This window comes from Trinickia caryophylli (genome assembly GCF_034424545.1).
In the GTDB taxonomy this organism is placed as follows: Bacteria; Pseudomonadota; Gammaproteobacteria; order Burkholderiales; family Burkholderiaceae; genus Trinickia; species Trinickia caryophylli.
In genome coordinates this window covers 1,444,564-1,462,092 of sequence record NZ_CP139970.1, presented here as the reverse complement: position 1 = coordinate 1,462,092, position 17,529 = coordinate 1,444,564, and the positions used below count along the sequence as shown (strand labels likewise).

The following is a 17,529-nucleotide window of genomic DNA, read 5'->3' as shown; positions in this document are numbered from 1 at the left end:
TGGGTCAGATCGTCATGCGCCAGAGCGCGATGACGAGCAGCGTCAGAAACGCCGCGACGATATCGTCGATCATGATGCCGAAACCGCCCGAAAACCGCCGATCGAAATATCGGATTGGTGGCGGTTTGACCATGTCGAAGAAGCGGAATACCACGAAAGCCCAAAGCTGCCCGACGAATGTCACGGGCGTCACGAAGAGCAGCACGAGCCAGAACGCGACGATCTCGTCCCAGACGATCGGAGACGGATCGTCGATGCCGAGCTTCCTCGCGGTGAAATCGGTGATCGGGATGCCCGCCACGAAGCCGGCAACGATGAGGGTGCCCCATTCGGCTACGGTCAGGTGGCCGGCCAGCGCGGCGAACGATACCCAGGCAAAGAGCGTGCCGATGGTACCGGGCACGATCGGGGAGAGTCCGCTGCCGAAGCCGAGCGAAATCCAGTGCAGTGGATGCGAGAGCATGAAGCGCGCATTCGCGCGCCGCGGTTTGGCGGCCGACGGGCGGTCAGCCGCGCCATCGCCAAGCGGCGGCTCGGGGAGGTCAGTTTGCATCGAAGTGATCGAAACCGTGCAGCTTCAGCGAGAGCGGCGCTTGCGAGGCGTCGTGCCATGCAATAGCGGGCTCGTCCGAAACGTTGCCTAAAGCGACTATTGTACCGATGCGGGTGACCGCGATGCCGGAGGCCGCTCCGGCTGCCGCCACCGCGGCGCGCGCCGAGGCCGGCGCCGTGAAGCACAACTCGTAGTCGTCTCCGCCCGCCAGCGCGCAGTGCAACTGGGTTTCGGGAGCGAACTTCGCCAATGCGCGCGAGCGTGGCACGGCGTCGACGTCGACGCGGGCCGCCACGCCCGAGCGCTCGAGAATGTGAGCCAGGTCGCCTGCCAGACCGTCGGAGATGTCGAGCGCCGCATGCGCGACCCCGCGCAGCGCAAGACCCAGGGCGACGCGAGGCTCGGGGCGCTCGAGCGCGTCGAGCAACTGCCGCGCATCGGCTTCGTCGAGCGCACCGGAAGACCATTCGCCGCGCGCGAGCGCGAGCCCGGCGCGGGCGTCGCCGAGCGTGCCGGATACCCAGATGTCGTCGCCGGGGCGCGCCGCGTCGCGGCGCAGGGCGTCGGCTGCCGGCACGTCGCCGAACACCGTGAGGCAGAGGTTCAGCGGCCCGCGCGTCGTATCGCCGCCGACGAGTTCGCAGCCGAAGCGCTCGGCGAGGGCGAAAAGCCCGTCGGCGAAGGCCGCGAGCCATGTTTCGTCGGGTGTTTCGAGCGCCATGGCGAGTGTGAACGCGCGCGGGGCGGCACCCATCGCAGCCAGATCGGACAGGTTGACGGCAAGCGCCTTGTGGCCGAGCGCGCATGGGTCGACGTCGGGCAGGAAATGGCGGCCCGCCACGAGCATATCGGTCGAAATCGCCAGCAACTGGCCGCTCGTGGGTGCGATCAGCGCGCAATCGTCGCCGATGCCGAGCACCGAGGACGAGAGCGCGCGGCGGGCGCGGCTTCCGAAGAAGCGTTCGATGAGGGAAAACTCTGAAATCGGCATCGATCAAGCGGCAAAAGGGCGCGAAAAGACGCCGGGGCGGTGGCTTCTCGGGCAGTTTTCGGGACGACGGGCGCCGGGGTCGGCCCCGGTGCGCTCAAGGTCGCCCTGGGGTTTGGCGCTACAATGCGTTCGAATTCCTATTCTAATCTGCACCGAAGCCCGGACTTTTCCCTCATGTCTACCAATCCCGCCAAGACGAAACTACGCGAAGCCGCGCTCGACTATCACGAGTTCCCCACCCCCGGGAAGATCGCGGTCGCTCCTACGAAGCAAATGATCAACCAGCGCGACCTCGCGCTGGCGTATTCGCCGGGCGTGGCGTTCGCCTGTGAGGAGATCGTCGAAAATCCGCTCAACGCGGCCCGCTTCACCGCGCGCAGCAATCTCGTCGGCGTCGTGACGAACGGCACGGCCGTGCTCGGCCTCGGCAACATCGGCCCGCTGGCCTCCAAGCCGGTCATGGAAGGCAAGGCCGTGCTCTTCAAGAAGTTCGCCGGTATCGACGTTTTCGACATCGAGCTCAACGAGAACGACCCGCACAAACTCGTGGACGTGATCGCAGCGCTCGAGCCGACCTTCGGCGGGATCAACCTGGAAGACATCAAGGCACCCGACTGCTTCATCGTGGAGCGCGAGTGCCGCAAGCGCATGAAGATTCCGGTGTTCCACGACGACCAGCACGGTACCGCCATCGTCGTGGCGGCCGCGGTCACCAACGGTTTGAAGGTCGTCGGCAAGGACATCTCGAAGGTGAAGCTCGTCGCATCGGGTGCCGGCGCCGCAGCGCTTGCCTGCCTCGATTTGCTCGTCGATCTCGGCCTGCAACTCGAAAACATCTTCGTGACCGATCTGGCTGGCGTCGTGTATCAGGGACGCACCGAGCTGATGGATCCGGACAAGGAGCGCTTCGCACGCGAGACGAACGCGCGCACGCTGGCCGAGGTGATCGAGGGCGCCGACATCTTCCTCGGGCTGTCGGCCGGGGGCGTGCTCAAGCCCGAGATGGTGAAGACGATGGGAACACGGCCGCTGATTCTCGCGCTGGCGAATCCGACGCCCGAAATACTGCCGGAAGTCGCACTCGAAGTGCGCCCCGACGCGGTGCTGGCCACGGGCCGCACCGACTATCCGAATCAGGTCAACAACGTCCTCTGCTTTCCGTTCATCTTCCGGGGCGCGCTCGATGCGGGTGCGACGACCGTCACGCGCGAGATGGAAATCGCGGCGGTCAACGCGATTGCCGGGCTGGCCCGCCAGGAGCAAAGCGATGTCGTGGCAACGGCTTACGGCATTCAGGATCTTTCGTTCGGCCCCGAGTACCTGATTCCGAAGCCGTTCGATCCACGCCTCATCGTCAAGATCGCGCCGGCCGTTGCCCAGGCCGCGATGGACAGCGGTGTCGCCACGCGCCCCATCGAGGATATGGAGGCGTACAAGCAGCATCTGCAGCAATTCGTCTATCACAGCGGCACGACGATGAAACCGATCTTTCAGCAGGCGCGTTCGCTGCCGGCCGAGAGAAAGCGCGTGGTGTTCGCGGAGGGCGAGGAGGAGCGCGTGCTGCGCGCCGTGCAGATCGTCGTCGACGAGAAAATTGCCACTCCCGTGCTGATCGGGCGCCCGTCGGTGATCGAAAGCCGGATCGAGCGCTACGGCCTGCGGCTCACGCCCGGGGTGGACTTTACCGTCGTCAATACCGAGCACGACGAGCGTTACCGCGACTTCTGGCAGACCTACGCGCACATGATGGCGCGCAAGGGCATCAGCCATCAGATGGCAAAGCTCGAGATGCGCCGGCGCACGACGCTCATCGGCTCGATGCTGCTCGCGAAGGGAGAGGCGGACGGCATGATCTGCGGCACGATCAGCACGACGCATCGCCACCTGCACTTCATCGACCAGGTGATCGGCAAGCGGCAAGGGTGCAGCGTTTATGCGGCGATGAATGCGCTCGTTCTGCCGGGCCGGCAGATCTTTCTCGTCGACACGCACGTGAACGTCGATCCGACCCCGGAGCAACTGGCCGAGATCGCGATCATGGCGGCCGAAGAGGTGCGCCGCTTCGGCATCGAGCCGAAGGTCGCACTCGTCTCCCATTCGAACTTCGGCACGAGCAACGCGCCGTCGGCGCAGAAGATGCGCGACACGCTCGCGATTCTGCAGGTACGGGCGCCCGATCTGCAGGTGGATGGCGAGATGCACGGCGACGTGGCGCTCGACGCGAACCTGCGCCGCGAGGTACTGCCCGAGTCCACGCTCGAGGGCGATGCCAACCTGCTCGTGTTGCCCAATATCGACGCGGCCAACATCGCCTACAACCTGCTCAAGACAGCGGCCGGCAACAACGTGGCGATCGGGCCGATCCTGCTCGGCGCCGCCAAGCCCGTTCACGTGCTGACGGCTTCGGCAACGGTGCGCCGGATCGTCAACATGACGGCATTGCTCGTGGCGGACGTCAGCGCCGCGCGTTGATCTGACGCTGCAAAAAAAAACGGCGTGCCCGCAATGGGCACGCCGAGGGCGAAAAAACAGAGAGAAATACCGCCCAAAAGCGTGAAACAACGTCCCCGGTACAGCCCATACGGCGAGGAGGCAAAACTCGCCGCCACCGGGTTACGTCATTTGCGATCTTATCCTGATCAGGCTAAATTTGTCTTATCTCTTTAATGGGGCGAACGTAAAAAGTGGCCGACGGACGGACCGGGAGTGATATGGCCCTTTTACGCAAACCTTTCATTTTCCAGACAAAGATTGCTTCTGCGCCTCGTTAGAGATAACCTTTCACCTTTCGTGGCTGTCACACGTCAAGAATCGAAACGAAGGGAAAACGGGTCAGACGATGAGCGCGCAACAGGGCGCGACCAGGGGCACGGCGCAGGCGCGGGCTCGCTGGTGGAAGGCCGGCGCGCTCGCGTTCACGGTCTTTTTCGGCAACGTCGGGCCTCTTGCGCTGCCGTTCGCGGCGCAGCAGGCGGGCGTTGCATCGGCGCGCGAGCCGGGCGCCCCGGTCTTCGGGGCGCAGGCTCCGGGCACGGTCGCACGTTCCCGGTTGCCTCGCGAAGCGCGGGACACATTGAACTTGATCGCGTCCGGCGGGCCTTATCCGTATGCGAAAGACGGCACGGTGTTCGGCAACTTCGAGAAGCGGTTGCCGCCCCGCGAACGAGGCTATTACCACGAGTACACGGTCCCCACGCAGCGTGCGAGAAACCGCGGCGCCCGGCGCATCGTCTGCGGCGGTCCGCCGCAGCGCGCCGACAACTGCTATTACACGGGTGACCACTACAACAGTTTTAAACGTATTGTTGAATGACATCGGGATGAGCGGCATGAGCGACAACATCTACGCGCACGACGCTTCGGTCGCACCGGATCTGTTCGCGGCCGGCGACGGCAATCTTTTTCAGCGCGTCATGCAGATGCGGGCGGCCGAGAACGGTCAGAGCCTGCGGTGCGAAGGGCAGCCCGGGCATTCATCGAACGAGGAGCCTATGAGCCTATTCGCGACGGTGCGGCCGAATATCGTGCAGTCGATCCGGGCGTTCCGCGTGCAGGATCTCGCCGACGAGGCAAGCCGGCTTGGCCAGCATTTTCTCTATGCGTACTGCGCATGCGCGGCTTCGAAGCAAGAAGTTCTCGAAACCATCGCCACTTCATTTCTGTTCCCGAAGCACTTCGGCAAGAACTATGACGCGCTTTACGATTGCCTGACCGATCTCGTGCACAAGGCGGGTGCTCAGCCCGGCTTTGTCATCGTGCTCGAGGGCCTGCCGATCGCTCAGAAGTTCGACAAGGAAGGGCGCGAGACGCTGCTCGACGTGTTCCGCGAAGCCGCCGAATTCTGGGCCGAGCGCAAGGTCGCGTTCCGCGTGTTTTACTCGTTTGCCTGAGGGTTCTCAGGCGCGCACGGCACCGTGGGTGCTGTTGCATTGGTTCCGTCAGAGCCCGCCGGTGAGCGGGCTTTGTCTTTGTTGCTTTCCCCATGACGTCGGCGGCGGGCGCGCCGGCTCCCTCCGCCGTGGGTTGCCGCGGCGTCTACCAGCCCCCCCAGCGCGCGGCCAGCGCCGCGAGCACGGCCATGCCAGCCGTTTCCGTGCGCAGCACGCGTGGTCCGAGCGCTAGCGCGACGAATCCGCGTTGGCCCGCCGCCGCTTCCTCTTCCGGTGCGAGTCCGCCCTCGGGCCCCACGAGCAGGGTCACGCGGCCGGTGGGCGGCGATTCGGGCAGGCTGTGCAGCGAACGTGCCCCGCGCGGTGAGAGCATGAGCCGGAGTTCGCCTTCGGACGCTTCGGCGGACAACGTGTCGAGCCAGCGGCCGAACTCCTGCGGCGCCTCCACTTCGGGAATGCGATTACGCCCGCATTGCTCGCAGGCGGCGCGCACGAGCGCCTGCCAGTGACTTTGCCGGCGCTGCGCGCGCTCGGCCGCGAGCCGCACGACGCTGCGGGCAGCCGAAAGTGGGACGACGCGCGCGGCGCCGAGCTCGACGGACTTTTCGATCAGCCAGTCCATTTTGTCGCCGCCGGCAATGCCCTGGGCGAGCGCAATCTCGTACGGCGGCTCGGCATCGATCGGCGAGAATTCGCCGACCTCCGCGAGCGCGTGGCGTCGGCCGATCTCGACGAGGCGCGCCGCGTGCTGACCACCGCGGCCGTTGAAGAGCACGAGCGAATCGCCTGGAGCCAGGCGCAGCACCTGGACGTGGCGCGCGACTTCATCAGGCAGTGTGAGGACGTCGCCCACGAGCAAGGGCATGTCGACAAAAAAGCGGGGCATGGGACGACTTCGTTCAAAGTATGGAGTGGCGAACGGCGCGTACCGCTGCGTCAAGCCGTGCGGCGGCCGGCGAGCGCATCGCCGAGGGCTTGCGGCAGTGCGAACAGTGCGGGGTGCAGCCCCGCGCCATAGTACTGCAGCTCGGCGATACGGCGCGCCGCGAGACGGCCTTCGATGTCGTTCTTGAAGAGCGCCGCGGCGTCGAGTGTGTCGCTCGCAATTGCCATCAGCCACAACGAGCCGTAAAGCGGCACGCAGGCCGACATGGCGTGAACGATCGCGAAGTTGGCCCGCAGCCCGTGCAGCAACGCTACGGCCCGTTGCAGATGGAACTGGGCCGAGCCCAGATGCATCGAGAGCGCCGCGCGTGGCGTCATGACCGCCTTGAGCCGGGCGTAGAAGTGCTCCGTGTAGAGCTCGGCGGCCGGCGAATCGGGCGGGGTGAGATCGAACACGACGAGGTCGAACTGCTCGCGTGTCGCCTCGACGAAGCGCGCCGCGTTCCCGATGACGAGTTCGACGCGTCGATCGTCGAGCGCGCCGCGATGCACCGCGTTCAAGTGGCGGCGGGCCATCTGCACCACCGCCTCGTCGAGTTCGGCGACGACGATGCGCTCGATACTGGGATGCTTCAGCAGTTGCCGCGCCGCGCCGCCGTCTCCGCCGCCGAGTACGAGCGCTTTTTTCGGCTCGGGATGTACGAGTGCCGCCGGATGGACCATACATTCGTGATAGATGAACTCGTCGCCGGTGGAAGTCATCGGGCGGCCGTCGAGCGTAAACAGCGTGCCGAGCCGACCTGTTTCCCACACGTCGATACGCTGATGCGGCGAAACGACGCTGGCAATGCGACGGGCATGGGGAAAACCGTAGACGGCATCCGCGGTCGGACGGAAGAGAAGCGGAGCGTGGGCGCGGGCGTTCACTGGACGGTCAGGAGCGATCGGGGAGATTGAGGACGATTGAGGACGATTGCGGACATGAGGGCGGTCGCGGGCAGCAAAGGAGCGGCAACGGGCAACGGGCAGCGAACGGCGAGCTGCGGTACCGCGGCGGCAAGTCGCGGTCGCGGGAAAAACGTTGGCGCGCCGGGCAGTGGGCCGGGGCGGCACACGATCCGATTATAGGTGCCGGAGCCCCGTCGCGGCGCGCCTCGCGAGCGAGCGGCACGGCTGGCAAGGGGGTGGCATCTGTTAGAATGACGAGCTTTGCAGCCTCGTCCGTTCGCTCTATTTTGCTGCCTTGCCGCGGCGCCGCGAAGCGCGGCGGCACCGGCAGCCGCGACGGTCCACCGCGCGGCGGCCCCGCTTTCTCGACTCGTTCTCCGGACACGACATGACGACCTCGTCTTCCGCTCCCACCGCCCTGATGGCGAACGCGATCCGCGCGCTCGCGATGGACGCCGTGCAACAAGCGAATTCCGGCCATCCCGGCATGCCGATGGGCATGGCCGAGATCGCCGTCGCCCTTTGGTCGCGCCATCTGAAGCACAACCCGGCCAACCCGCACTGGGCCGACCGCGACCGCTTCGTGCTCTCGAACGGCCACGGCTCGATGCTGCTTTACGCGCTGCTGCACCTGACGGGCTACGACCTGCCGATGGCCGAGCTCAAGAACTTCCGTCAGCTGCACTCGAAAACGCCGGGGCATCCGGAATACGGCATCACGCCCGGTGTCGAGACGACGACGGGCCCGCTCGGCCAAGGGCTTGCCAATGCCGTCGGCATGGCGCTGGCCGAGGCGCTGCTCGCGGCGGAATTCAACAAGGCCGATGCGGCGATCGTCGATCATTACACCTACGTTTTCCTCGGCGACGGCTGCCTGATGGAAGGCATCTCGCACGAGGTCTGCTCGCTCGCGGGCACGCTCAAGCTCGGCAAGCTGATTGCGCTTTACGACGACAACGGCATTTCCATCGACGGGCACGTCGAGCACTGGTTCCACGATGACACGCCGAAGCGTTTCGAAGCATACGGCTGGAACGTGATTCGCGACGTGGCGGGGCACGACGTCGATGCCGTGGACGCCGCGATTGCCGCGGCCAAGCGTGCGGGCAAGCCGACGCTGATCTGCTGCAAGACGGTGATCGGCAAGGGGGCGCCGACGAAGGCGGGCACGCACGACGTGCACGGCGCGGCGCTGGGCGCCCAGGAAATCGCCGCGACGCGCGAAGCGCTCGGCTGGAAGTGGGAGCCGTTCGTCATTCCGCAGGAAGTCTACGCGGCGTGGGACGCAAAGGAACTCGGTGCACGCAGCGAAGCGCTGTGGAGCGACGCATTTGCGCAGTATCGCGCGAAGTACCCGGCCGAGGCCGCCGAGTTCGAGCGCCGCATGGCAGGCAAACTGCCGGCCGACTGGGCGGCGAAGGCGCAGGCGATCGTCGCCGGCGCGAACGAGCGCGCCGAGACGATTGCCACGCGCAAGGCCTCGCAACAGGCCATCGAAGGGCTCGCGGCCGTGCTGCCCGAACTGCTTGGCGGCTCGGCTGACCTGACCGGATCCAACCTGACGAACTGGAAGGCGAGCAAGCCCGTGCGCGCCGGCGAAAACGGCATCGACTGGGGCAACCACATCAATTACGGTGTGCGCGAATTCGGCATGAGCGCCATCATCAACGGCATCGCGCTGCATGGCGGCCACAAGGCGTTCGGCGGCACGTTCCTGACGTTCTCCGACTACAGCCGCAACGCGTTGCGCGTGGCCGCGCTGATGAAGGCGCCGTCGATCTTCGTGTTCACGCACGACTCGATCGGTCTTGGCGAAGACGGCCCGACGCACCAGTCGGTGGAGCACCTGGCGAGCCTGCGGCTGATTCCGAATCTGCAGGTGTGGCGCCCGGCCGACACGGTGGAAACGGCTGTTGCCTGGACCCAGGCCGTCGAGCATCGTGGCCCGTCGTGCCTCGTGTTCAGCCGGCAGAACCTGCCGTTCTCGGAGCGTACCGACATGCAGATCCAGGACGTGGCCAAGGGCGGCTACGTGCTGCGTGACTGGAACGACGAAATCGTTGCGCGCAAGATCATCCTTATCGCGACCGGCTCCGAAGTGGAACTGGCGCTCAAGGCAGTGGAGCCGCTCGCGCGCGAGGGCATCGGGGCGCGTGTCGTGTCCATGCCCGCGACTACCGTGTTCGACCGCCAGGACGCGCAGTATCGCGAGCGCGTGCTTCCGCACGGCGTGCGCCGCGTGGCGATCGAGGCAGGCGTGACCGATTACTGGCGCAAGTACGTGGGGCTCGAGGGCGGCGTGGTCGGTATCGACACGTATGGCGAATCGGCCCCGGCTGGCGTGCTGTTCAAGCACTTCGGCTTCACTGTCGAGCATGTCGTCGCGGCGGCGAAGGCGGCGCTCGACGCGTAACAGACCCAGGGCCACGCGCTTCGTGCGCGAGGCCCGACGGCCCCCCGGCGGCGTGGTCTCGCCCAGCTGCGTCGGCGGGCTTTTGGAATCGCAGGACTTTTTTCAGAGGATCAGGAGAAACAGCATGACGATTCGCGTTGCAATCAACGGCTATGGCCGTATCGGCCGCAACACGCTGCGGGCGTTCTACGAGAGTGGGAAGAAGCACGACCTCGAAATCGTCGCGATCAACGATCTCGGCGATGCGAAGACGAACGCGCACCTGACGCAGTACGACACGGCGCACGGGCGGTTCAATGCCGAAGTCGCAGTGGACGGCGACTACCTCGTCGTGAACGGCGACAAGATCCGCGTGCTGGCCAACCGCAACCCGGCCGAGCTGCCGTGGGGCGACCTGGGCGTGGACGTGGTCATGGAGTGCACGGGCTTTTTCACGTCGAAGGCCAAGGCGAGCGCGCACCTTCAGGGCGGTGCCCGGAAGGTCCTGATCTCGGCGCCCGGCGGCAAGGACGTCGACGCGACGGTCGTCTACGGCGTGAACCACCAGGCCCTGAAGGCGGAGCACACGGTCGTCTCGAACGCCTCGTGCACGACGAACTGCCTAGCTCCGCTCGTCAAGCCGCTCAACGACAAGATCGGCCTCGAGACGGGGCTCATGACGACGGTGCACGCCTACACGAACGACCAGGTCCTGACCGACGTTTATCACGAAGACCTGCGCCGCGCGCGTTCGGCGACGCACAGCCAGATCCCGACGAAGACGGGTGCGGCCGCCGCGATCGGCCTCGTGCTGCCCGAGCTGGCCGGCAAGCTCGACGGGTACGCCATTCGCGTCCCGACGATCAACGTCTCGATCGTCGACCTGTCGTTCATCGCCAAGCGCGACACCACGGTCGAAGAGATCAACGCGATCATGAAGGCTGCGTCGGAAGGTGAACTGAAGGGCATCCTCGGCTACAACGAGGCACCGCTCGTGTCGGTCGACTTCAACCACAACCCCGCATCGTCGACGTTCGACGCAACGCTGACGAAAGTGGCGGGCCGCCTCGTGAAGGTCTCGAGCTGGTACGACAACGAGTGGGGCTTCTCGAACCGCATGCTCGATACGGCGGTTGCACTCGCCACGGCAAAGTAAGAAAGTGCTCCGGGCGCCCGCAACGGGTGCCCGGACTCCGCGCGACCACCCGCGCGCGGCGCTTGCGTGCCGGTCAGCGGCGCAGCCCGACTCGCGACTTCGGTAACTTCGGTTTTTCGCCGCCGCGATTGGGCTCCGGCAGGAAAATCGCTTCGATCGTCGCCTATCCTCCACGCCCCCCGGGGTGCCGAGGAACGCGGCAGACTCCTCAAGCTCCATGCGGACGTCGGGAAACGGCGCTCGGACGGTCGAAAGACCTGCCGCTGCGTCCATACGCCGTCCGGCATCCCGACGTGCCGGTGGCGAAGATGCACGAACCCATCTTGTCGATCTCATGGTGCCGGGCGCGCCAATGGGGCGCGTGGCGTAAAGCGATCGAGACGCTAAGGGAAAGACGCGGAAAGGACTTTTTAGTCTGCCGGATCGAGGCCGGTCTCAATGCTTGCGGTGGGGGCAGTTTTCCTTCGTGCATGCACCGTAGAGCGCGAGCGCATGCTCTTGCAGCTTGAAGCCGCGCTCCTGCGCGATCGTCTGTTGCCGCTTTTCGATCTCGGGATCGAAGAACTCCTCGACGCGGCCGCAGTCGATACACACGAGGTGGTCGTGGTGCGTGCCTTCGTTGAGCTCGAAGACAGCTTTGCCCGATTCGAAGTTGCTGCGCGACAGCAGGCCGGCTTGCTCGAATTGCGTCAGCACGCGGTAAACCGTGGCCAGGCCGATGTCGAGCTGATCGGTCAGCAGATTGCGATAAACGTCTTCGGCGGTCAGATGGCGTACCGGGCTGCGTTGGAAGATTTCGAGAATCTTGAGGCGCGGTAGGGTCGCCTTGAGCCCGATATTTTTGAGATCTGTCGGATTGGTCATGGCCGGGCATCCCTAGAGTACAATGCAGGGCTCCAATAGTAATGGGTTTTTGCGGTTCCGGTCATCTTCGGTGAAACTCGCGCGGTCTCGTCGCATGCAAAAAGGGGCCCGCACGGTGGGTGAAATGAGTCCAAATTTTCTTTTGAAGTGTCGGGGGAGCGGTGCGCAGTGCGTCGCGATCGCCACCATGGCGGTCACGCTCCTCGGCGGATGTTCGACTTACGACAGCGTCACGCAGCGTATCGCGCGGAGCATCACGCCGTATCGGATCACCGTCGTGCAAGGCAATTTCGTCTCCAAGGAGGCTGCCGCGAAAATGCAGGTGGGCATGACCCGCGCCGATGTGAAGAGCGCGTTGGGCACGCCGCTGCTGGCGGACATGTTCCATGCCGATCGTTGGGACTATCTGTTCTATTTCAAGCGCGGCTTCACGGACGTCGTGCAACAGCGTGACTTCATCGTCCACTTCGAAGGCGATCGCGTAGCGAGCTGGGAGGGCGGGGACGACCTGCCGTCGGAGCTCGAGCTGCTCGCCGATATCGATGGCGACAAGCGCGGCAAGAAAGCGAAGGTCAAGCAAAGCGTCGCCGCGGCGAGCGCACCGGCCGCCGCGTCCGCGCCTGCGCCCGAGCCTGCCGAGCAGGGTGCCGATGCGAACGCACAAGCCGCGCAGGCCGCGAACCGGGCCGTGAACCAGACGCCCGCGACGGCGCCATCGACCTCCTCGGCGCGCTCGGGCGCTCCGTCGGCCACGGGCACGCCGGCCGGAGCCGTGCCGCAGTTGCAGTGGCGCCGTCAGCCGCAGCCCGCGCAGCAGGATCAAAGCCAGCCCGTGGGGCCGACTTCGCCGCAAAGCAGCGATGGTTCGATGCAGCGCAACCAGCCCTTGACGTCAGTGCCGGCGAAAGAGGCGAGCAGGGGCTGAAAAGCGCCGGCGTCCTTCGCACGAGCGGGCCGAGCGTAGCGCGAAAGCCCGCTTTTCTTTTATGCGTTGCTGTTTTGTTTTCCCGGGCGTAGTTCGCTGCGCGAACCTATCGTCATGAAATAAGGACATTGTTCCGATGAAAATCGCCGTTGCAGGCGCATCGGGCCGCATGGGCCGGATGCTGATCGAAGCGGTCCTGAACGACCCCGACGCCACACTCGCAGGTGCGCTCGATCGCGCGGGCAGCCCGGCGCTTGGCGACGACGCGGGCGCGTTTCTCGGCAAGGCCACGGGCGTCGCGCTCAGCGACGACATCGACGCCGTGCTCGCCGCATCCGACTGCCTGATCGATTTCACGCGCCCCGAGGGCACGATCGCTCACATCGAGGCCGCGCTGCGTCACGACGTGAAGCTCGTGATCGGCACGACCGGCTTCGAAGAGGCGCAAAAGCAGGTGCTCGTAAAGGCGAGCGAGACGCTCGGCATCGTGTTCGCGGCGAATATGAGCGTGGGCGTGAACGTGACGCTCAAGCTGCTCGAGTTTGCGGCAAGCCATTTTGCACAAGGCTACGATATCGAGATCATCGAAGCTCATCACCGCCATAAGGTCGATGCGCCGTCGGGCACGGCGCTGATGATGGGCGAGGCCGTGGCGGGCGCGCTCGGCCGCAAGCTCGAGGATTGCGCGGTGTATGGGCGCCACGGCGTGACCGGCGAGCGCGATCCGTCGACGATCGGGTTCTCCGCCATCCGCGGCGGCGACATCGTCGGCGATCACACGGTGCTCTTCGCGGGTACCGGCGAGCGCATCGAGATCACGCACAAGTCGGCGAGCCGCGTTTCGTATGCGCAAGGGGCGCTGCGTGCGGCACGCTTTCTGGCCGGCCGCGGCGCGGGTCTTTTCGACATGCGCGACGTGCTGGGGCTGAAGTAGCCGGCGCCATGCGCTGAACCGGCGCCCAAGCGTCGGACGTTTGAGGAGTGCGAATCGATGGCCAACACGGGCATGCTCCATTACCTGCAAACGGGGGACGCCGTCACGCACGGAGTCGCATACATTCTCCTGGCGATGTCGGTGGCCAGTTGGTGCTTTCTGCTCGCCAAGGCCTGGATGCTCGTGCGGGCCAAGCGCCAGGGGCCGCGCGCAATGTCGGCGTTCTGGCAGGCCACGACGCTCTCCGATGGCGTGATGGCGATGCGCCGTATCGACCGCGAGCACGTATTCGCGCCGCTTGCCGAAGCCGCGCTCGCCGCGGGCGAGGCGCATCCGCAGGCGCCCAATGCGCTGCTCGCGCGCGTGGAGCGCAGCGAGCGCGTCGTGCGTGCGTTGCGTCAAGCGCTCATCGCCTCGCAGCGCCGGCTCGAGTTCGGTCACGTGCTGCTTGCGTCCATCGGCAGCACGTCGCCGTTCATCGGCCTGCTCGGCACCGTGTGGGGCATCTATCACGCTCTGGGCAGCATTGCCGCGAGCGGTCAGGCGATGATCGAAAACGTGGCCGGACCCGTGGGCGAGGCGCTGATCATGACGGCCTTCGGCCTCGTCGTCGCTATCCCCGCCGTGCTGGCCTACAACATCCTTGGGCGTTTGCAGCGGCAGATCTCGGAAGAACTCGACGGCTTCGCACGCGATTTGCACGCCTGCGTCTGCCCGCCCGGAAAGGACGAGCGGCGCACGCGCGACGAGCGGCTCGAGGCTTGAGGCGGACGGTCCGACGGGAGGCGCGACATGGCATTTGGCGGATTCGACGGCAAGGACAAGGGCGCACCGATGGCGGACATCAACATGACGCCGCTCATCGATGTCATGCTGGTACTGCTCGTCATCTTCATCATTACGGCGCCGCTCTTCACGCACGCGATCCGGCTCGACTTGCCGAAGGTATCGTCCGCGCCCGCGCGCCAGACCCCGCAGACGATCACGCTCTCGATCGACGATGCCGGCCGGGTGTACTGGAACGGCCAGCCGTCGACGCTCGAGGCCGTGCGCGCGGCGCTCGCCGCGGCCGGCAAATCGCCCGAGCCGCCCGAGATCCATCTGCGCGCGTCGCGCGCGACGCGCTACGACATCATTGCGCAGGTGATGGGCGCGGCCCAGCAGGCGGGGCTCGAGCGCATCGGCTTCGTCACGGACCTGCCGGGCAGCGGCGCCGCGCCGTCATCGGCGGCAGCCGCAAAGCCGTAAAGGCGGCGCGCGCGACGGTATAATCGATCTTTTCCCCGCCCGCGAGGGAGAGCCGCTCGTCACGGGCGACGAGCCGGTTTCGCCGGCGCCGCCCGGGCCGAATACAGCAAGCCCCAACCACGCCATGCAAGAAAAATACTTACCCGCCGACATCGAAGCCACTGCCCAGGCAGATTGGCGCGCGTCCAATGCTTACCGGAGCGTCGAAGATCCGGCCAAGCCGAAGTTCTATTGCGTTTCGATGCTGCCGTATCCGTCGGGCAAGCTGCACATGGGCCACGTGCGCAACTACACGATCAACGACGTGATGTACCGCTACTTGCGGATGAACGGCTACAACGTGCTGATGCCGATGGGCTGGGACGCCTTCGGCATGCCCGCCGAGAACGCGGCGATGGCCAACGGCGTGCCGCCGGCCAAGTGGACGTACGACAACATCGCGTACATGAAGGGGCAAATGCAGTCGATGGGGCTCGCGATCGACTGGTCGCGCGAGGTCGCCACGTGCAGCCCCGAGTACTACAAGTGGAACCAGTGGCTCTTCCTCAAGATGCTCGAGAAGGGCATCGTCTACAAGAAGACCGGCACGGTGAACTGGGATCCGATCGATCAGACCGTGCTCGCCAACGAGCAAGTGATCGACGGCCGTGGCTGGCGGTCGGGCGCGCCCGTCGAAAAGCGCGAGATCCCGATGTACTACATGCGCATCACGCAGTATGCCGACGAACTGCTCACCGATCTCGACGGCCTCGGCTGGCCCGAGCGCGTCAAGGTCATGCAGCAGAACTGGATCGGCAAGAGCTTCGGCGTGAACTTCGGGTTCCCCTACATGCTCGATGGCGAGCAGAAGCTGCTGCGCGTTTTCACGACGCGCGTGGATACCGTCATGGGCGTGACGTTCGTCGCGATCGCGGCCGAGCATCCGCTCGCCGCGCGTCTCGCCGAGGGCAATGCGCCGCTGCAGGCGTTCATCGACGAGTGCCGGCACGGCGGCGTGGCCGAGGCCGACATCGCAACGATGGAAAAGAAGGGCATGCCCACGGGATTTTTCGTCACGCACCCACTCACGCAGGAGCGCGTGGAGGTGTGGGTCGGCAACTACGTGCTGATGAGCTACGGCGAAGGCGCGGTGATGGGCGTGCCGGCGCACGACGAGCGCGATTTCGCTTTCGCGAAGAAGTACGGCTTGCCGATCAAGCAGGTCATTGCAAAGGCCGGCTGCGATTTCTCGACCGATGCGTGGCAGCCCTGGTATGGCGAAAAGGAGGGCAGCGGCTGCATCGCGAGCGGCAAGTACGACGGGCTGTCGCACGAAGCCGCCGTCGATGCCATCGCGGCCGATCTGAAGGCGCTCGGCCTCGGCGACAAGCAGGTCACGTGGCGCCTGCGCGACTGGGGTATTTCGCGCCAGCGCTACTGGGGCACTCCGATTCCGATCATCCACTGCGCGGCTTGCGGCGACGTGCCCGTGCCCGAGCAGGATCTGCCGGTCGTGCTGCCCGAGGATCTCGTGCCGGACGGTACGGGCAATCCGCTCGCCAAATCGGCGGCCTTCGTCGATTGCACGTGCCCGAAGTGCGGTGCGGCGGCTCGGCGCGAGACCGATACGATGGACACGTTCGTCGATTCGTCGTGGTATTTCTCGCGCTACACGTGCCCTGACGCATCGACGATGGTCGATGAACGCACCGACTACTGGATGCCGATGGACCAGTACATCGGCGGCATCGAGCACGCGATCCTGCACCTGCTCTACTCGCGCTTCTGGACGAAGGTGATGCGCGACATGGGCCTCGTGAAGTTCGGCGAGCCGGCCAAGAATCTGCTCACGCAAGGCATGGTGCTCAACGAGACGTTCTATCGCGAGGATGCAAGCGGCAAGAAGACCTGGTACAACCCCGCCGACGTGACCGTCGCGCACGACGACAAGGGCCGCCCCGTGGGCGCCACGCTCAATGCCGATGGGCAGCCGGTCGTGCTCGGCGGCGTCGAGAAAATGTCGAAGTCGAAGAACAACGGCGTCGACCCGCAGCTGCTCATCGATCAATACGGCGCGGACACGGCACGCCTTTTCACGATGTTTGCCGCGCCGCCGGAGCAGCAGCTCGAATGGTCGGGCTCGGGCGTGGAAGGCGCGAGCCGCTTCCTGCGCCGCCTGTGGGCGTTCGGGCATGCGCATCGTGCCACGCTCGCGCAGCGCGGCACATTCGACGCCGCAGCGCTCGCCGAAGCGGACAAGAGCCTGCGCCGCGAGATCCACGGCGTGCTCAAGCAGGCGGATTTCGACTATCAGCGGCTGCAGTACAACACGGTCGTCTCCGCCGCGATGAAGATGCTCAATGCGCTCGAGAGTGCCAAGGGCGCGCAGGCGCCGGTGGCGCGCGAATGCTACGGTATCCTGCTGCGTGTGCTGTATCCGGTCGTGCCCCACGCAACGCATGCGCTATGGCAGGTGCTCGGCTATGTGGACGAGTTCGGTACGCTGCTCGACGCGCCATGGCCGAAGGTCGACGAACGCGCGCTCGAGCAGGCCGAGATCGAACTCGTGCTGCAGGTCAACGGCAAGGTTCGTGGGGCGCTGACGATCGCGAAGGATGCGCCGCGCGAAGCCATCGAAAGCGCGGCGCTCGCGCATGAGATGTTCGCGCGATTCAGCGAGGGCAAGCCGGCGAAGAAGGTTATCGTCGTGCCTGGCCGCCTCGTCAATGTCGTCGTCTGACGGCAGCCCATGCTGCCCGCAGCA

15 protein-coding genes are annotated in these 17,529 nt (G+C 65.7%); 10 read left to right on the top strand and 5 right to left on the bottom strand.

Features of this window, described 5'->3' with window-relative positions; genetic code table 11:
• Positions 1-4: 4 nt before the first annotated feature.
• Together U0034_RS06620 and thiL are read right to left on the bottom strand one after the other, a co-directional pair.
• Positions 5-553 (bottom strand): phosphatidylglycerophosphatase A family protein, encoded by a 549-nt coding sequence (locus U0034_RS06620; RefSeq protein ID WP_085223218.1) that lies wholly within the window; start codon positions 551-553, stop codon positions 5-7.
• A complete protein-coding gene (thiL, locus tag U0034_RS06615) occupies positions 543-1,544 on the bottom strand; it encodes a thiamine-phosphate kinase (RefSeq protein ID WP_085223220.1) in 1,002 nt (333 codons plus the stop codon). The genes U0034_RS06620 and thiL overlap by 11 nt, the downstream gene beginning before the upstream one ends.
• A gap of 174 nt (positions 1,545-1,718) precedes the next feature.
• Between thiL and U0034_RS06610 the strand changes: the two genes are divergently transcribed.
• From U0034_RS06610 to U0034_RS06600, 3 genes are all read left to right on the top strand, one after another.
• A complete protein-coding gene (locus tag U0034_RS06610) occupies positions 1,719-4,016 on the top strand; it encodes an NADP-dependent malic enzyme (RefSeq protein ID WP_114717888.1) in 2,298 nt (765 codons plus the stop codon).
• 367 nt (positions 4,017-4,383) lie between these two features.
• Positions 4,384-4,857, top strand: coding sequence for a ribonuclease (locus U0034_RS06605; protein ID WP_085223224.1), 474 nt, complete (start codon positions 4,384-4,386; stop codon positions 4,855-4,857).
• Between the two features lie 16 nt (positions 4,858-4,873).
• The gene (locus U0034_RS06600) at positions 4,874-5,434 is read left to right on the top strand and encodes a barstar family protein (RefSeq protein WP_085224353.1); all 561 of its coding nucleotides are present in this window, start codon (positions 4,874-4,876) and stop codon (positions 5,432-5,434) included.
• 145 nt (positions 5,435-5,579) lie between these two features.
• Here U0034_RS06600 and U0034_RS06595 read toward each other — a convergent pair whose 3' ends face one another.
• Positions 5,580-6,320 carry a 16S rRNA (uracil(1498)-N(3))-methyltransferase gene (locus tag U0034_RS06595; protein ID WP_085223227.1) on the bottom strand — a complete coding sequence of 247 codons (741 nt, stop codon included), beginning with the start codon at positions 6,318-6,320 and terminating at the stop codon, positions 5,580-5,582.
• 50 nt (positions 6,321-6,370) lie between these two features.
• Entirely contained in the window at positions 6,371-7,246 is an 876-nt protein-coding gene (gene speE, locus U0034_RS06590; protein ID WP_085223229.1) for a polyamine aminopropyltransferase, read from the bottom strand.
• A 409-nt stretch (positions 7,247-7,655) separates the two neighbouring features.
• On the opposite strand from speE, the gene tkt reads away from it, so the two are divergent.
• Both tkt and gap read left to right on the top strand, forming a co-directional pair.
• Complete coding sequence (gene tkt / locus U0034_RS06585) at positions 7,656-9,680, top strand: transketolase (protein ID WP_085223231.1); 2,025 nt, start codon at positions 7,656-7,658, stop codon at positions 9,678-9,680.
• 124 nt (positions 9,681-9,804) lie between these two features.
• Positions 9,805-10,815, top strand: a complete 1,011-nt coding sequence (gap, locus tag U0034_RS06580; protein ID WP_085223233.1) for a type I glyceraldehyde-3-phosphate dehydrogenase — start codon at positions 9,805-9,807, stop codon at positions 10,813-10,815.
• Positions 10,816-11,250: 435 nt separating this feature from the next.
• Here gap and fur read toward each other — a convergent pair whose 3' ends face one another.
• Positions 11,251-11,679 (bottom strand): ferric iron uptake transcriptional regulator, encoded by a 429-nt coding sequence (gene fur / locus U0034_RS06575; RefSeq protein WP_085223235.1) that lies wholly within the window; start codon positions 11,677-11,679, stop codon positions 11,251-11,253.
• A gap of 124 nt (positions 11,680-11,803) precedes the next feature.
• Here fur and U0034_RS06570 point away from each other — a divergent pair, with 124 nt between their 5' ends.
• The 5 genes from U0034_RS06570 to leuS all read left to right on the top strand — a co-directional run bounded on the left by U0034_RS06570 (position 11,804) and on the right by leuS (position 17,505).
• Positions 11,804-12,604, top strand: coding sequence for an outer membrane protein assembly factor BamE (locus U0034_RS06570; RefSeq protein WP_085224355.1), 801 nt, complete (start codon positions 11,804-11,806; stop codon positions 12,602-12,604).
• A gap of 136 nt (positions 12,605-12,740) precedes the next feature.
• Positions 12,741-13,538 (top strand): 4-hydroxy-tetrahydrodipicolinate reductase, encoded by a 798-nt coding sequence (dapB, locus tag U0034_RS06565; RefSeq protein ID WP_085223237.1) that lies wholly within the window; start codon positions 12,741-12,743, stop codon positions 13,536-13,538.
• A gap of 57 nt (positions 13,539-13,595) precedes the next feature.
• Complete coding sequence (locus U0034_RS06560; protein ID WP_085223239.1) at positions 13,596-14,303, top strand: MotA/TolQ/ExbB proton channel family protein; 708 nt, start codon at positions 13,596-13,598, stop codon at positions 14,301-14,303.
• 27 nt (positions 14,304-14,330) lie between these two features.
• On the top strand, positions 14,331-14,786 hold the full coding sequence (locus tag U0034_RS06555; RefSeq protein WP_085223241.1) for an ExbD/TolR family protein: 456 nt from the start codon (positions 14,331-14,333) through the stop codon (positions 14,784-14,786).
• 124 nt (positions 14,787-14,910) lie between these two features.
• Positions 14,911-17,505, top strand: coding sequence for a leucine--tRNA ligase (gene leuS / locus U0034_RS06550; protein WP_085223243.1), 2,595 nt, complete (start codon positions 14,911-14,913; stop codon positions 17,503-17,505).
• The last annotated feature ends 24 nt before the right edge of the window (positions 17,506-17,529 follow it).

What these genes read in the sequence shown, in the direction of transcription:
- U0034_RS06555 (WP_085223241.1), top strand. Translation starts at nt 14,331, where the DNA reads ATGGCATTTGGCGGATTCGACGGCAAGGACAAGGGCGCACCGATGGCG.
- gap (WP_085223233.1), top strand. Translation starts at nt 9,805, where the DNA reads ATGACGATTCGCGTTGCAATCAACGGCTATGGCCGTATCGGCCGCAAC.
- thiL (WP_085223220.1), bottom strand. Translation starts at nt 1,544, where the DNA reads ATGCCGATTTCAGAGTTTTCCCTCATCGAACGCTTCTTCGGAAGCCGC.
- U0034_RS06570 (WP_085224355.1), top strand. Translation starts at nt 11,804, where the DNA reads ATGAGTCCAAATTTTCTTTTGAAGTGTCGGGGGAGCGGTGCGCAGTGC.
- U0034_RS06605 (WP_085223224.1), top strand. Translation starts at nt 4,384, where the DNA reads ATGAGCGCGCAACAGGGCGCGACCAGGGGCACGGCGCAGGCGCGGGCT.
- U0034_RS06620 (WP_085223218.1), bottom strand. Translation starts at nt 553, where the DNA reads ATGCAAACTGACCTCCCCGAGCCGCCGCTTGGCGATGGCGCGGCTGAC.
- U0034_RS06560 (WP_085223239.1), top strand. Translation starts at nt 13,596, where the DNA reads ATGGCCAACACGGGCATGCTCCATTACCTGCAAACGGGGGACGCCGTC.
- tkt (WP_085223231.1), top strand. Translation starts at nt 7,656, where the DNA reads ATGACGACCTCGTCTTCCGCTCCCACCGCCCTGATGGCGAACGCGATC.
- U0034_RS06610 (WP_114717888.1), top strand. Translation starts at nt 1,719, where the DNA reads ATGTCTACCAATCCCGCCAAGACGAAACTACGCGAAGCCGCGCTCGAC.
- U0034_RS06600 (WP_085224353.1), top strand. Translation starts at nt 4,874, where the DNA reads ATGAGCGACAACATCTACGCGCACGACGCTTCGGTCGCACCGGATCTG.
- dapB (WP_085223237.1), top strand. Translation starts at nt 12,741, where the DNA reads ATGAAAATCGCCGTTGCAGGCGCATCGGGCCGCATGGGCCGGATGCTG.
- leuS (WP_085223243.1), top strand. Translation starts at nt 14,911, where the DNA reads ATGCAAGAAAAATACTTACCCGCCGACATCGAAGCCACTGCCCAGGCA.
- fur (WP_085223235.1), bottom strand. Translation starts at nt 11,679, where the DNA reads ATGACCAATCCGACAGATCTCAAAAATATCGGGCTCAAGGCGACCCTA.
- U0034_RS06595 (WP_085223227.1), bottom strand. Translation starts at nt 6,320, where the DNA reads ATGCCCCGCTTTTTTGTCGACATGCCCTTGCTCGTGGGCGACGTCCTC.